The 13062-nt window shown below is 63.7% G+C and carries 12 protein-coding genes and 1 riboswitch; of the genes, 3 read left to right on the forward strand and 9 right to left on the reverse strand.

Annotated features, from left to right (window positions below):
- Positions 1-62: 62 nt before the first annotated feature.
- The 3 genes from MU551_RS11400 to metX form a co-directional block, all read right to left on the reverse strand.
- Positions 63-1181, reverse strand: coding sequence for a zinc-dependent alcohol dehydrogenase family protein (locus MU551_RS11400; RefSeq protein WP_247044199.1), 1119 nt, complete (start codon positions 1179-1181; stop codon positions 63-65).
- Between the two features lie 7 nt (positions 1182-1188).
- On the reverse strand, positions 1189-2571 hold the full coding sequence (locus MU551_RS11405; protein WP_247044201.1) for an MFS transporter: 1383 nt from the start codon (positions 2569-2571) through the stop codon (positions 1189-1191).
- Positions 2572-2752: 181 nt separating this feature from the next.
- Positions 2753-3931 carry a homoserine O-acetyltransferase MetX gene (gene metX / locus MU551_RS11410; protein WP_247044203.1) on the reverse strand — a complete coding sequence of 393 codons (1179 nt, stop codon included), beginning with the start codon at positions 3929-3931 and terminating at the stop codon, positions 2753-2755.
- A gap of 12 nt (positions 3932-3943) precedes the next feature.
- A riboswitch (SAM riboswitch) is annotated at positions 3944-4059 on the reverse strand.
- Between the two features lie 151 nt (positions 4060-4210).
- On the opposite strand from metX, the gene MU551_RS11415 reads away from it, so the two are divergent.
- Entirely contained in the window at positions 4211-4849 is a 639-nt protein-coding gene (locus MU551_RS11415; protein WP_247044204.1) for a VOC family protein, read from the forward strand.
- A 137-nt stretch (positions 4850-4986) separates the two neighbouring features.
- Here MU551_RS11415 and MU551_RS11420 read toward each other — a convergent pair whose 3' ends face one another.
- Entirely contained in the window at positions 4987-5754 is a 768-nt protein-coding gene (locus tag MU551_RS11420; RefSeq protein ID WP_247044205.1) for a CPBP family intramembrane glutamic endopeptidase, read from the reverse strand.
- A gap of 80 nt (positions 5755-5834) precedes the next feature.
- On the opposite strand from MU551_RS11420, the gene MU551_RS11425 reads away from it, so the two are divergent.
- Positions 5835-6515, forward strand: coding sequence for a histidine phosphatase family protein (locus MU551_RS11425; protein ID WP_247044206.1), 681 nt, complete (start codon positions 5835-5837; stop codon positions 6513-6515).
- A 30-nt stretch (positions 6516-6545) separates the two neighbouring features.
- On the opposite strand, the gene hutI is transcribed toward MU551_RS11425, so the two are convergent.
- From hutI to tdh, 4 genes are all read right to left on the reverse strand, one after another.
- Positions 6546-7748 carry an imidazolonepropionase gene (hutI, locus tag MU551_RS11430; RefSeq protein ID WP_247044207.1) on the reverse strand — a complete coding sequence of 401 codons (1203 nt, stop codon included), beginning with the start codon at positions 7746-7748 and terminating at the stop codon, positions 6546-6548.
- A gap of 11 nt (positions 7749-7759) precedes the next feature.
- Entirely contained in the window at positions 7760-8884 is a 1125-nt protein-coding gene (locus MU551_RS11435) for an NAD(P)/FAD-dependent oxidoreductase (protein WP_247044208.1), read from the reverse strand.
- 63 nt (positions 8885-8947) lie between these two features.
- A complete protein-coding gene (locus MU551_RS11440) occupies positions 8948-10156 on the reverse strand; it encodes a glycine C-acetyltransferase (protein ID WP_247044210.1) in 1209 nt (402 codons plus the stop codon).
- 8 nt (positions 10157-10164) lie between these two features.
- The gene (gene tdh / locus MU551_RS11445; RefSeq protein WP_247044212.1) at positions 10165-11211 is read right to left on the reverse strand and encodes an L-threonine 3-dehydrogenase; all 1047 of its coding nucleotides are present in this window, start codon (positions 11209-11211) and stop codon (positions 10165-10167) included.
- Positions 11212-11346: 135 nt separating this feature from the next.
- Between tdh and MU551_RS11450 the strand changes: the two genes are divergently transcribed.
- Positions 11347-12270, forward strand: coding sequence for a LysR family transcriptional regulator (locus MU551_RS11450; protein ID WP_247044215.1), 924 nt, complete (start codon positions 11347-11349; stop codon positions 12268-12270).
- 106 nt (positions 12271-12376) lie between these two features.
- Here MU551_RS11450 and MU551_RS11455 read toward each other — a convergent pair whose 3' ends face one another.
- Positions 12377-13027 carry a hypothetical protein gene (locus MU551_RS11455; RefSeq protein ID WP_247044217.1) on the reverse strand — a complete coding sequence of 217 codons (651 nt, stop codon included), beginning with the start codon at positions 13025-13027 and terminating at the stop codon, positions 12377-12379.
- Between the last annotated feature and the right edge of the window lie 35 nt (positions 13028-13062).

Here is a 13062-nt window from a genome sequence, read left to right on the forward strand (position 1 = left end):
CGACTTGTGCCGGAGCGTTCACCTGACCTGGGAGCAAAAGCCGGGGGCCGCCCGCTGTGCGCCTAAGCCCGGAACAGCCTCCGGATTACGGTGCCGGCAACAAGCGCATCCAATCCCTCGTTGATCTCCTCGAGCGGTTTGGTATCGGTGTGGAGCAGCTCGATCGGAAGCTTCCCGTCCCGCCAGAAACCCAGATAGCGCTGAATATCGCGTTCCGGGACGGAATCCCCCATGTACGAACCGAGCAGCCGTTTTCCTGCCCCGGCGAACTGTAAAGCCGGTACAGCCAGCTCTGCCGAGGGATGGGGCAATCCGACCGAGACGAGGGCACCTCCCCTGGTCAGCAGGTCAAGTCCCGCAGCCATCACCCCTGCCGAGCCGACAGCCTCAACGGCCACGTCTACACCATCCCCCGTTGCCTCCTCGACGAGCCGGCCCGCATCCTCGGGAGTACCGGCGGCCGTCGCCCCGCAGTCCCTGGCAAGCTGGTGCTTTCCCCGGTTCGGGTCTATGGAAATGATGTGGGAGGCCCCGGCCAGCCGGGCGGCCATGACAGCTGACAGGCCAACTGCACCCAGGCCGATCACGGCGACTGACTGGCCGGAGGCCACTTCCGCTGTGTTGAATACCGCCCCCATTCCCGTGAGTACCGCGCACCCGAACATGGCTGCAACACTGTCCGGGACGTCGTCGGGGATGACCACCGCGGACTCCCGTGCCACCACCGCATAATCGGCGAAGGCGGAAACTCCGAGGTGATGGTTGATCCGTTCTCCGGAGGCGGTCCTCAGCAAGGCCCCGCCGTGAAGCAGGTCCCCGGAGCCGTTGACTTCCGCGGCGCGGTGACACAGCGCCGGCCGGCCCGCCAGGCAGGCGCGGCAGGAACCGCAACTGGGGACGAACACGAGTACCACGTGGTCCCCCACGTTGATATCCCTGACGCCCGGCCCCAGGGAAACCACCCGTCCCACGGCTTCATGGCCAAGGGCCATGGGCAACGGCCTGACTCGGGACCCGTCCACCACTGAAAGGTCGGAGTGGCACAGGCTCGAGCACGTAATCGCCACGCCGATCTCACCGGAGCGGGGCTCCGGTTGGTCCAGCTCCTCAATCGTCAGGGTGTTTGCCTGGGCGTGGACGGTTCCCGGCGGAACCGTTGCGTGGAGGACGGCGGCGCGCATCAGAGTCCTACTTTCGTCCGGCTGCCAGCAGATCAGCTGTTCCCCTGGCATCGGCGGCGTCGACGTCGAGCAGCGAGATTCCCCGGGTTTCTTTCAGGAGGAGGACGGCTACCGCCGTCACCATGCATGCGCCCATCAGATACAGGGCTACCGGTGTGGAGGAACCGAACGCGTTCAGCAGGGACGTGGCGATAATCGGGGCGAGCGAGCCGGCAACGATCGAGGTTACCTGGTAGCCAAGGGACACTCCGGAGTAGCGCATCCGGGTGGGGAACATCTCGGCCATGATGGCCGGTTGTCCGGCGTACATCAGGGCGTGGAAGAGCAGGCCGATGGTGATGGCGGCAAGGATGATGAGGTCGTTTGCCGTGTCCATCATCGGGAAAGCGAAGAACCCCCAGGTGCCGCCCAGAATCGCTCCGGCCAGGTAGACGGGGCGGCGGCCGAAGGCGTCCGACAGCTTCCCCACGAGTGGCACGGCGCAGAAATGTACGAAGTGGGCCACCAGGAGCAGGAGCAGGATCCGTGACGTGTCGGTCTGGACAACCACCTTCAGGTACGTGATGGAGAACGTGACCACGAGGTAGTACAGGATGTTCTCCGCGAAGCGCAGGCCCATGGCGGTAAAGACGCCGCGGGGGTAGCGGCGGAACACTTCAGCCACGCCATAGCCCTTTTTCTCAACCGCCACTTCCTGACGCGCCTCGAGGAAGATGGGGGCGTCGCTGACTTTCGTGCGGATGTAGTAGCCGACGACGACGATCACCGCGGACAGCCAGAACGCTACGCGCCATCCCCAGCCCAGGAAGTCAGCGGACGAAAGCACCGCCGAGAGAGTGAAAAGCACACCGGTGGCGAGCAGGTTGCCCACCGGTACTGCCGCTTGGGGCCAGCTGGACCAGAAGCCACGGGACGCACTGGGGCTGTGCTCTGCAACGAGAAGCACCGCGCCTCCCCATTCTCCTCCCACGGCGAAACCCTGGACGAAACGAAGGAAGACGAGCAGCGCAGGCGCCCAGTAGCCGATCTCGCCGAAGGTGGGCAGGCAGCCCATCAGGAAGGTGGATACGCCAACCAGGATGATGCTCAACTGCAGCAGCTGCTTCCGGCCGAACTTGTCGCCGAAGTGGCCAAAGACGATTCCGCCGATGGGGCGTGCCACGAATCCGACGGCGTAGGTAACGAAGGCGGCGATGATGCCGTCCAGCTCCGTCCCCGAGTTCGGAAAGAACATCTTGCCGAAGACGAGGGTGGCAGCCGAGGCGTAGAGGAAAAACTCGTACCACTCCACCACAGTCCCGGCCATGGAGGCGGTGACAACTTTTCTGAGCCCTGAAGCTTTGATATCAGTTTCTTCTGCGCGCCTTGCGGCGGAGTTTTCCGTACTCATGATGCGAACTCCTTCAGCGTCTACGTCGACGCCACGTGGAACCATTCGAAGGCGGACGCTGGTGACATGCACCACGAACCGCCGGATTCATCGAGTATGGCCTCACATCCGTGCAGGCTCAACGGCGAAAAGTGCAGACAGGCTCTGCAAAAATGCAGAAAACGCTGCGGGGCTGGAACCCTTACGGGAAGAAGCTCCTGCGCAACTCTTCGCTGAGCTGACCGATCTCCGTCAGGAAACCGTCATGGCCAATAGGCGCCTCGATCACGTGAACGGGAACCTCACCCGGCAGCGCCTGGGCAAGTTCGTGGGACTGTGCAGGAAAGTACAGCCGGTCCGTGTCCACCGCCGCCACGAAGAACTCGGCGGTTGCGCCGGAAAGGGCGTTCTGCAGCTGGCCGCGCCCCCGGCTGACGTCGTGGCTCATGAGAGCCTCGGTGATGGCGATGTAGCTGTTCGCATCAAAACGCTTCACGAGCTTGCTGCCCTGGTGGTCCAGGTAGCTCTCCACCTGGTACCGGCCGCGCTCCCCCAGCGACACCGCCTTTAGCGGGCTTTCGCCGTGCTGGGCCTCGCGGCTGAATCTGGTGTCGAGTTCAGCAGCAGAACGGTACGTGATGTGGGCGATACGGCGAGCCAGGGCCAGCCCCGCTTCAGGCTCGGGCCCACCGTAGTAGTCCCCGCCGTTGAAATTCACATCCTGGCGGATGGCGAGAGTCTGGGCCTGGGCAAAGGCGATCTGCTCTGCAGTACTGCGCGCGCCGATGGAGATCACTCCACAACGCTGCACCCGTGCCGGATAGCTCACAGCCCACTCAAGGGCTCGCGCGCCGCCGAGGGAACCGCCCAGCACCGCGTACCAGCTGCCGATGCCCAGGGCGTCGGCAAGGCGCGCCTCCGCCGCTGTGGTGTCCCGCAACGTCACCAACGGGAACCGTGAGCCCCAAGGACGGCCATCGGGTGCCGCCGTCGAGGGTCCCGTAGACCCGTAACAGCCACCCAGGATGTTGATCGAGACGACGAAAAACCTGTCCGTGTCAACGGAGGCTCCCGGACCGGCCAGTTGCTCCCACCAGCCTTCCTCCTCGCTTTCACCCCGGGTAACGTGCGTGCTTCCGGTCAGGGCATGCTGGATCAGAACAGCGTTGGAGCCATCACTGTTCAGGGTGCCCCAGGTCTCGTACGCCAACGTCACGTCGGGAAGGTGGCCACCGGCTTCGAGTTCGAGTCCGCCAATGGTGAGGAACCGGACAGTCCCGTCCGGAACGCTCGTGGGACCCGCAACGGGTGGCGTTGCGGGCAGCGGAGTTCCGGGCAGTTGGATTCCGGGTACGCCGGTGCGGTTGACGGCAATCGTCATAAGAGGACCTTTTCTACGCGCTTGCCTGCCGTCAGCTGACCGACAGGCCAGGTCTTCACCCGGGGCACCCCACCGCGGAAGGAGGGTTGCCGGCCAGCAAGCCGGGGCTGTTGCTGGCACTCATGACCTTTTCAAAGTCTACGAAGAACCGAGCCGTAATAGCGAAGATTGTGACACCAATATGACTCAGGAGGACAAAGGGGCGACGGCGACGCGGATCATAACGCAGTTAGGTGACCCTAAGCTGAGAGGCTCATCACAAAGTGCCAAGATGAAGCTATGCGCATGGATCACGTCTCTTACGCCTGTGAAAACGATGGCCTCGCGGCCACCACCGAACGAATTTCGTCCGCCTTGGGCGTCGAAGCTGTGAAGGGCGGGGTACATCCCCGCTTTGGAACCCGAAACATGATCATCCCGCTGGCCGGGCACAAATACCTTGAAGTTGTGGAGGTCCTTGACCACCCGGCATCAGATAAAGCTCCCTTCGGGCAGGCTGTCCGTGCCCGCTCGGCGGCCGGTGGCGGCTGGATGGGCTGGTGCGTCGAAGTAGACGACCTGGCACCGTTCGAGGAGCGGCTTGGCCGCGCCGCCGTCAATGGAAACCGTAAATTCCCGGACGGTCGCGAACTGGTGTGGAGGCAAATTGGCATCCTGGGACTCATCGCCGATCCCCAGGTTCCCTACATGCTCAAGTGGGAAGGTGACCCGTCACTTCACCCGTCCAACGCGTACCCAAGCAACGTCAAGATGTCCAGCCTCACCATTGCCGGATCAGCCGAGCGGGTCACTGAATGGCTGGGCGAGCCGGTGGAGAGGCCGCTTGAAGACGTGGCCGTAAACTGGCTGGCGCCGCACGGCACGCCGGGGATCCTGTCCGTCACGTTCGAAACCCCCACCGGAGCGGTCACCATCTGATCCCCGTCACTGCGGGGAGGCTCTTTCCAGGAGGCCTTCCCCCTACCCCTGGGCAAACTCTGCCCACAATACTTCGGCCGCCAGCAGCGGGTGCCAATGACGTCACCGGCTGATGGCGGCCGAATTCCTTTAAGCCTCTATCCCAGCCCGATTGCCTTGCCGAAAAGACTGAAGCCCACGAAGGCCACGATGTCCAGCAGGGCGTGGGCAATCACGAGCGGCATTACCCTGCGCGTCCGCGTGTAAAGCCAGGCGAACACCGCTCCCATCACCGCGTTGCCGATGAACGGGCCAAAGCCCTGGTACAGGTGGTAGCTACCACGGAGCACGGCGCTGGTGAAGATGGCCAGCGGCACGCTCCAGCCGAACTTCCCGAGGCGGTTGAGGAGATAACCCACCACGATGACTTCCTCGACGATGCCATGGCGGATGGCAGAGAGAATCAGTACAGGAACGGTCCACCAGTAGTCATCAAGGGCGCTTGGGATGATGGCCGTGGTGATGCCCAGTTGCCGCCCGAGTGCGTAGAGCGCCAGAGAAGGGATGCCGATCAAGGCGGCCAGTCCCACTCCCTGCAGCAGGTCCTTCCCCGGCCGGCTCAGGTCGAAGCCGAGTTTGCCGAACGCGGACTGTCCCCGATGGCCTGCAGGACGTTGTTCCGTGAGGAAATAGAAGACCAGGAGCACCGGCACCAGGGCAAACGCGATGTCCAGCAGCTGGTAGGTCAGGTCGAAGTATTCCCGCGTACTTTGGGAGCGGTTGAGGGTGGACGTGCCCTGCGCCAGGGGTGCCTGGCTCATTTTGTCCAGCAGCTGCACCACGGAGTAGACAGCGGACTGGCCCAGGGAGAGGCCCAGGACAATCAACACTTCAATCCGCAGACGACGGCGGGATGGCACCAGCATGTTCCTATCTTGCCTGCATTTGCTGGTTCTTTCCTGTACCCGTCCGGTACAGGACCCACCTGCCCCTATGCTTGTGGCTTATGAGCGCGCCCGGGAAAATCATCATGATCCGGCATGGCCAGTCGGCCGCCAACGCCGATACCTCGATTTACAACCGTGTACCCGACTACCGCATCCCCCTCACCCTTGCTGGACTGGAGCAGGCCAGGAAGGCCGGGGACGCCGTTCGCCGTCAGCTGGACGGGCAGCAGGTGTGTGTCTATGTCTCCCCTTACCTCCGGGCTTATCAGACCCTCGAGGCGCTGGATCTGGGGAATCTGGTTGAGCGCGTCATCGAGGAGCCGCGGCTAAGGGAACAGGACTGGGCCAACTTCCAGATTTCCGGGGAGATCGAGGACCAGAAGGAGCTCCGCAACGCGTACGGGCACTTTTTCTACAGGTTCCGGGAGGGCGAGTCAGGCTCCGACGTCTACGACCGCATCTCGTCCTTCATGGAGACCCTGTACCGGCACTGGTCCAAGCCCTCCTACGCGCCGAACGCCCTGCTGGTAACCCACGGGCTGACCATGCGGCTGTTCTGCATGCGCTGGTTCCATTGGTCGGTGGAGTACTTCGAATCCCTCAACAATCCCGAGAACGCCGAAGTCCGGACGCTGATCCGAACCGAGCTGGGCAAGTACGAGTTGGACAAGCCCTTCAGCCAGTGGGTGGAACGCCGGGTGGACGAGACTGTGCTCGACGCCCCCCGGATGCTCTTCTAGCCCGCCCCGCGCGGCGTGCGTGCCCGGGAATTACCTGACCCTGACTCCGGCACGCCAGACAGCATGCGTCAGCGGGATTCCCGGCCGGTAGGCAAGGTGAGTCGCCGACGGTGCGTTGAGCATGTGAAGGTCCGCCCGGTGTCCGACGGCGATGGAACCCACCGCCCGTTCGCCGTCGACGTCGTTCCCTGACTCCCGCCCCAGCGCGAGGGCGCCGCCGTAGCTCGCCGCCCGGACGGCCTCGTGGACGCTGAGCCGCATCTGCAAGACGGCAGTGGTGACGCAGTAGGCCATGGAACTGGTGTATGACGTCCCGGGGTTGCAGTTGGAGGCCAGGGCGATCGGGACTCCGGCGTCCAGGAGTTCGCGGCCAGGGGCCAGTGGCTGCCTCGTGGACAGATCGCAAGCGGGGAGGCAGGTGGCCACCGTTCCCCGTCGCCCGTTTCCACCGTCTCCTGACCAGCTTCCTGCGAGCGCATCCACGTCTGCCCGCGACAGGTAGTTGACGTGGTCCACACTCGCGGCGCCGAACTCCACGGCCAGCTGGACGCCGGGGCCCTCGCCGAGCTGGTTGCCGTGGACACGCAGGCCCAGTCCGGCGTCCTTGCAGGCCTTCAGCACGCGCCGTGACTGCTCTTCGGTGAAGGCCCCGCGCTCACAGAACACGTCAGCCCAGCGGACGTAAGGCCGGACTGCCGTCAGCATGGGGCCACAGACCAGGTCCGTGTACTCCTCGGCGTCCATCCCGTTCGGCACCAGGTGTGCCCCCAGATATGTCACTTCGTCGACGGCGGTGGCGGCGATGCGGGCACTGCGGGCTTCGTTTTCCACATCCAGCCCATAGCCCGTTTTGGTTTCCAGGTAGGTGGTTCCCTGGGAGACCGCTTCTGCGACCCGGCCAAGCGCCAGCCTGGTCAGGTCGTAGTCGCTGGTGCTCCGTGTGGCGCCGGTAGTCACCGCGATTCCTCCCGCACTGTAGCTTTCTCCTGCCATGCGGGCCTCAAACTCCGCGGTTCTGTCCCCGGCGAAGATCAGGTGCGTATGGGAGTCCACCCAGCCTGGCAGCACCGCACGGCCGCCCGCGTCCACCGCATCATCAGCCGCCGGGGCTTCTGCCGCCGCCCCGATCCAGGAAATTCGTTCCCCTTCGATCACCACAGCGGCATTCTTGAGGACGCGGTGTTCTGCGTCCTGGGTCATCAGTTCGGCGATGTTGGTAACGAGGGTGCTCATGGATCCATTCTTCAGCGCCGGATGGACCAGCGGGTGGCAGCCAGGGCTTCAGCTGTACGGGATGCCGGACGCTGGCCTTTCCCGGTCGTTTGCTGCCCGGTTTTTTGCTGCCCGGCCAGGATCTGCTCCGCTGCAAGTTCAGCAATCGCCGACGAGGTCTGGAAGCCGTAACCGCCCTGTCCGGCGAGCCAAAAGAATCCGGGGGCCTCGGCGTCGAACCCCACCACAGGAAGGCCGTCGGCTGCCTGTGTCCGCAAACCCGTCCAGGCGGTCCTGACGCCGCTGATCCCCAAAGTGGTCACGGAGTTGAGCCGCGCGATCAGTGCTTCCACGTCTCCGGGGTGCGGCTTCGCGTCTTCGGGGCCACTAGGTATCACCTCTGAAGGGGAAACCAGGACGTCGGCCCCCTCACGGCGGAAGTAAAAAGACTCATCGGCTGCCGCCACCATGGGGCAATTCTCCGGAAGTGAATGTTCGACGGCGACAATCGCCGCCGTTCGCCGGTACGGCTGGAGGCCAAGTTTTTCCACGCCACTGATAACAGCTAGCTCATCGGCCCAGGCGCCTGCCGCGTTGACCAGAACGCCGGCCTGCAACGCCTCCTGTCCGGCCCCGATCTGCCAGCCGGAGCCGAGATGCTGGGCCGAATGAACCCCCGCGCCTGTGATGATATCGACGCCCGCGCTCTCCGCCACCTGCCGGTGATGCTCCAGGAGCACCGGGGCATTGCAGCCGAAGGACTGTGTATCCAAGCCTGCGGCGCTGAACGAATCCGGTTCAAGGACAGGGCAAAGCGCCAAGGCCTCCGTGTGGGTGATCCGGCGCATGGAACCGCTGGCTTCCGCCCGGACGGTATCCTCATCCCCGATCAGCATGAAGCTTCGTGGCGTCAGGACTTTAACGGACCTGGCCTCATCCTCGGCAGCGATCAGCTCGAGGGTTCGGACAGTAAGCTCCTGGACCGAGGCCGGGCCGTAGCTGGGAATCAGCTGCCGGGCCGACCGCGAGGAGGTGTGATAGGCAAGGGTCTGCTCGGCTTCGACGAGGGCGACCGCGCATTTTCCCGCGAGGGCCGAGGCCAGTGACAACCCGGCGATGCCGCCGCCCACAATCACCACATCATAATTTGCTGACATTGCTCCATCCTTGCAGACAGGGGCGGTTGGCGCAGGGCAGATGGCATCCGGCCGCGGCGACACTCAGGCCGCGAGAGCCTCCCGGCTTTCCACGAACGCCCGCACGCAAGCTTCGACGTCGTCGCTGCTGTGCGCTGCCGACAGCTGTACCCTGATCCGAGCTGCACCCTTGGGTACCACCGGGTAGCTGAAAGCCGTCACGAAAACACCATGCTGCAGCATCCGGTCAGCTACCTTGGCCGCCGCAACTGCATCACCAAACATCACTGGGACGATCGCATGTTCGCCTTCAAGCAGCTCGAAACCTTCTTCCATCATTCTGTTGCGGAACAACTCGGCATTGTCGAAGAGCCTGCTCCGCAGCTCAGCGGAATTTTCCACCAGGTCAAGGGCCTTGAGGGTCGCTGCCACGATGGAAGGGGCCAGGGAATTGGAAAACAGGTACGGGCGCGCCTTCTGGCGCAGCATCGCCACAATCTCGCTGCGGCCTGAGACGTAGCCGCCGGACGCGCCTCCCAGGGCCTTGCCGAACGTTCCCGTGTAGATGTCCACTCTGGCGGACACTCCGGCGTGCTCCGGGGTTCCGGCTCCTGTTTCCCCCATAAAGCCCACGGCGTGCGAGTCGTCCACCATGACCAGCGCGTCATACCGGTCGGCCAGATCGCAGATGGCCTCCAGCGGTGCAAGGTAGCCATCCATCGAGAAGACACCATCCGTGACAACTATGGTCCGGCGAGCCGGCTTCTCACCCTGGGTTGCCTCAATCAGTTTCGCCTCGAGGTCTGCCATGTCCCGGTTGGCATAGCGGAACCGCTGGGCCTTGCAGAGCCGGATGCCGTCGATGATGGATGCATGGTTTAGGGCATCGGAAATGATGGCATCCTCGGCGCTGAACAGTGATTCGAAAACGCCGCCGTTGGCATCGAAGCAGCTGGAGAACAGAATGGTGGCCTCGGTGCCCAGGAACCTTGAAACCCGCTCCTCCAGGGCCAGGTGAACATCCTGGGTGCCGCAGATGAAACGGACGCTGGCCATGCCGAAGCCCCGCTCGTCCAGGGCGGACTTCGCCGCTGCGATGATCTCCGGATGGTCTGCGAGGCCGAGGTAGTTGTTGGCGCAGAAGTTAAGGACGTCTGCTCCGGCTTCACCGATCTGGCCCGCCCGGATGTGGTTGCCCTGCGGTGAATCAATGTGCCGTTCAGTCTTGAAAAGCCCTGCGGTGCGGATCTCGTCCAGTTCGCCCAGCAGCTGATCCTTGATGCCTGAATACATGGTGCTCCTTAGATTTCGGTCCAGTTGAGGACGACTTTGCCGCCAATGCCTGCACGGGCGATTTGAAAGCCTTTTTCCCAGTCGGCCGCCGGGAGGGTGTCAGTGACCACGGCCGAAATGCCGGCGTGCAAGGCAGGGTTGGAGGACAGCATGGCGCTCATGGCATACCAGGTCTCAAACATTTCACGGCCGTAGATGCCTTTGAGCGTCAGCATATGGGTAACCACCTTGCCCCAGTCGATATCAATTGACTGGCTGGGAAGGCCAAGCATGGCGATGCGGCCGCCATGGTTCATGTTGTCGATCATTTCGGGCAGTGCAGTTGGGTGGCCGGACATCTCCATGCCGATGTCAAAGCCTTCACGCATGCCAAGCTCCTGCTGCGCGTCCTTGATCCTCATCTTGGAGACGTCAATCGCCAGGTCGACGCCCAGCTTGCGGGCCAGCTCCAGCCGTGGCGCCGAGACATCCGTAATGGCGATCTTCCGCGCCCCGGCGTGCCTTGCAACGGCGATGGCCATCAAACCGATGGGGCCGGCCCCGGTGATGAGAACGTCTTCGCCGACGAGCGGAAAGCTGAGGGCGGTGTGGACGGCATTGCCGAAGGGATCGAAGATGGCGCCCAGCTCCGGGGTAACGGAGGGATCGTGATGTACCCAGACGTTCGTTTCGGGGATGACCACGTACTCAGCGAAGGCGCCGTCGCGCTGGACACCGACGCTGACAGTGTGGATGCACATCTGCTTCCGCCCTGCACGGCAGTTGCGGCAGATTCCACAGACCACGTGTCCCTCGCCGGATACTCTGTCGCCTACTTTGACGTCCCTGACGCCGTCCCCTGTTTCCACCACTTCGCCGTAGAACTCGTGGCCGGGGATGAGCGGGGCCTCGATGATGCTTTGCGCCCAGGCATCCCAGGACTGGATGTGGAGGTCGGTGCCGCAGATGCCCGTGGTCATCACGCGGATCTTGACATCGCCAGGGCCGGCCTCGGGCTCTGGCCTGTCTGCCAGTTCGAACCCGGCATGGGCTCCGGACTTATACAGAGCCTTCATCGGCTTCCTCCACTCTTGCTGGCCTCCGTTTCGGCGGCCATGAACTCCATTCATTAGAGCGTCAATAACGCGTTAGCACAACCAATAATTTCTCCATCGACGATTTAGATTTTACTTACGCATACAATCGGGCTTATGGAAATTCATCAGCTGGAGATGTTGCGCGAACTGGGCGCCCTTGGGAGCGTCAAAGCCGTGGCCGAAACGCTTCTGGTAACACCTTCCGCTGTGTCCCAACAACTGGCTGCGCTGCAGAAAAGCCTGGACGTGCCCCTGACACGAAAGGAAGGACGGAACCTTGTCCTCACCGACGCCGGGCAGGTTCTGGCCGACGCGGGAGCCGCCGTCGTCAGCGCGATGGCCGAAGCCCGGCGGGCGATAGGTGCCTACCACGTCTCGCCGGTCTCGCCCGTGACCGTGAGCGGATTCCACAGCGCGGGCCAGGTGTTGTTCGCTCCGCTGGCCCGCCTCCTGGACGCCCCTGACACTCCGAAGGTGCTGCTGTCAGACGAGGACGTTGCCCAGCATGATTTTCCGGCCCTGACCGCCCGCTACGACCTGGTGCTGGCGCACCGGATGGATCACAGCCCGCGCTGGCCTGAGGAGCGGGTGGCCGTGATCCCGCTGGCCCGCGAGCCTCTCGACGTCGCCCTTCCGGCTAACCACCCGCTGGCCCGGTTGCGCTCACTGACAGCCGACGACGTCGCGGGCGAACCCTGGGTGACCAGCCGGGCCGGTTACTCCCCCGCGGACGTCCTGACCGCCGTCGCCGCGTCCTCCAGCCATGAACTGAACATTGTGCACCGCATCAACGACTACTCCACTGTCGCGGCACTGGTTGCCGCCGGAAGCGTGATCGGCCTGCTGCCCCGCTACACAGCAAGGCCGGCGCTGAATCCGGGTATTGTGCTTCGCCCGCTGGAAGGCATCAGCACCAGGAGGAGGATCGATATCCTCGCCCGCCCCGAAAACCTCAAGCGGACCTCGGTCATGATGGTGTGCGATGCGCTCCAAAAAATCATGGACGGACTCATCGACGCGGATGGGACTCCTGCTTAGGACACGCAAAAAGCCCCAGGACGCCGAAACGGTCCGGACACGTAAATGTGGGTGTCCCCGGACCGTTTTCGCGTCCTGACCGTCTCTGGTGGCTCAGACGTTCCGCCTAGGGTGAGGCGCCTGGCGCTTGGTCCTTGCCCTGGGCCTTGCCGTTGCCTTTGGCGTGATCCTTGCCCGGGCGGTTGTCCCTGCCGAAGCCCATGCCGTTCCCGGGCCCGTCCGGGGCAACTCCGGCAACCACCTTTTCCGCTCTGACGGAGTCGCCGTCCCGGATGCCCTGGACGCGCACTGTGTCGCCGGCCTTAAGGTCCGCTGCGGTGACATCGGTAGGCTTGAGCCGTTTCCCGGACTCGTCCGTGGGAACAGAGCCGTCCTCTGCGAGTGCGGGGAGTTTGGTGATCCGCGTTTCTGCGTTGATGACGTAGCTCTGGCTGAACCCGTCCTCGCTCTTGACTGTGACGGAGTTCTCGCTGACTGAGTCCACCGTTCCCCGCTGGGAAACCTCGGTCTGGAAGGAACCGTCCGGGTTCTTGACGACGGTCTCGCTATGCAGGGCCTGGCCACGCTGGGCTTTGTCCGGCCTGTTCTTCTGTCCCTTGTCTTCGGAGTGGCCAGGAGGGGTGGCTGACTGGGACTGTCCGTTGTTGGGCGGATCACCCGCTGCCCACGCGACCGCAACCCCCGTTCCGGTGAGCGCGACCGCGATGGTGCCCACGAGGGCTGCTTTACGTATGTTCCTGGGCTCCTGGGTAGCCATGGCACTTCCTCCCGTCGCGCCGGGTGGACACCGGC

Origin of the sequence: Arthrobacter rhizosphaerae (genome assembly GCF_023062595.1) — a bacterium.
GTDB lineage: Bacteria > Actinomycetota > Actinomycetes > Actinomycetales > Micrococcaceae > Arthrobacter > Arthrobacter rhizosphaerae.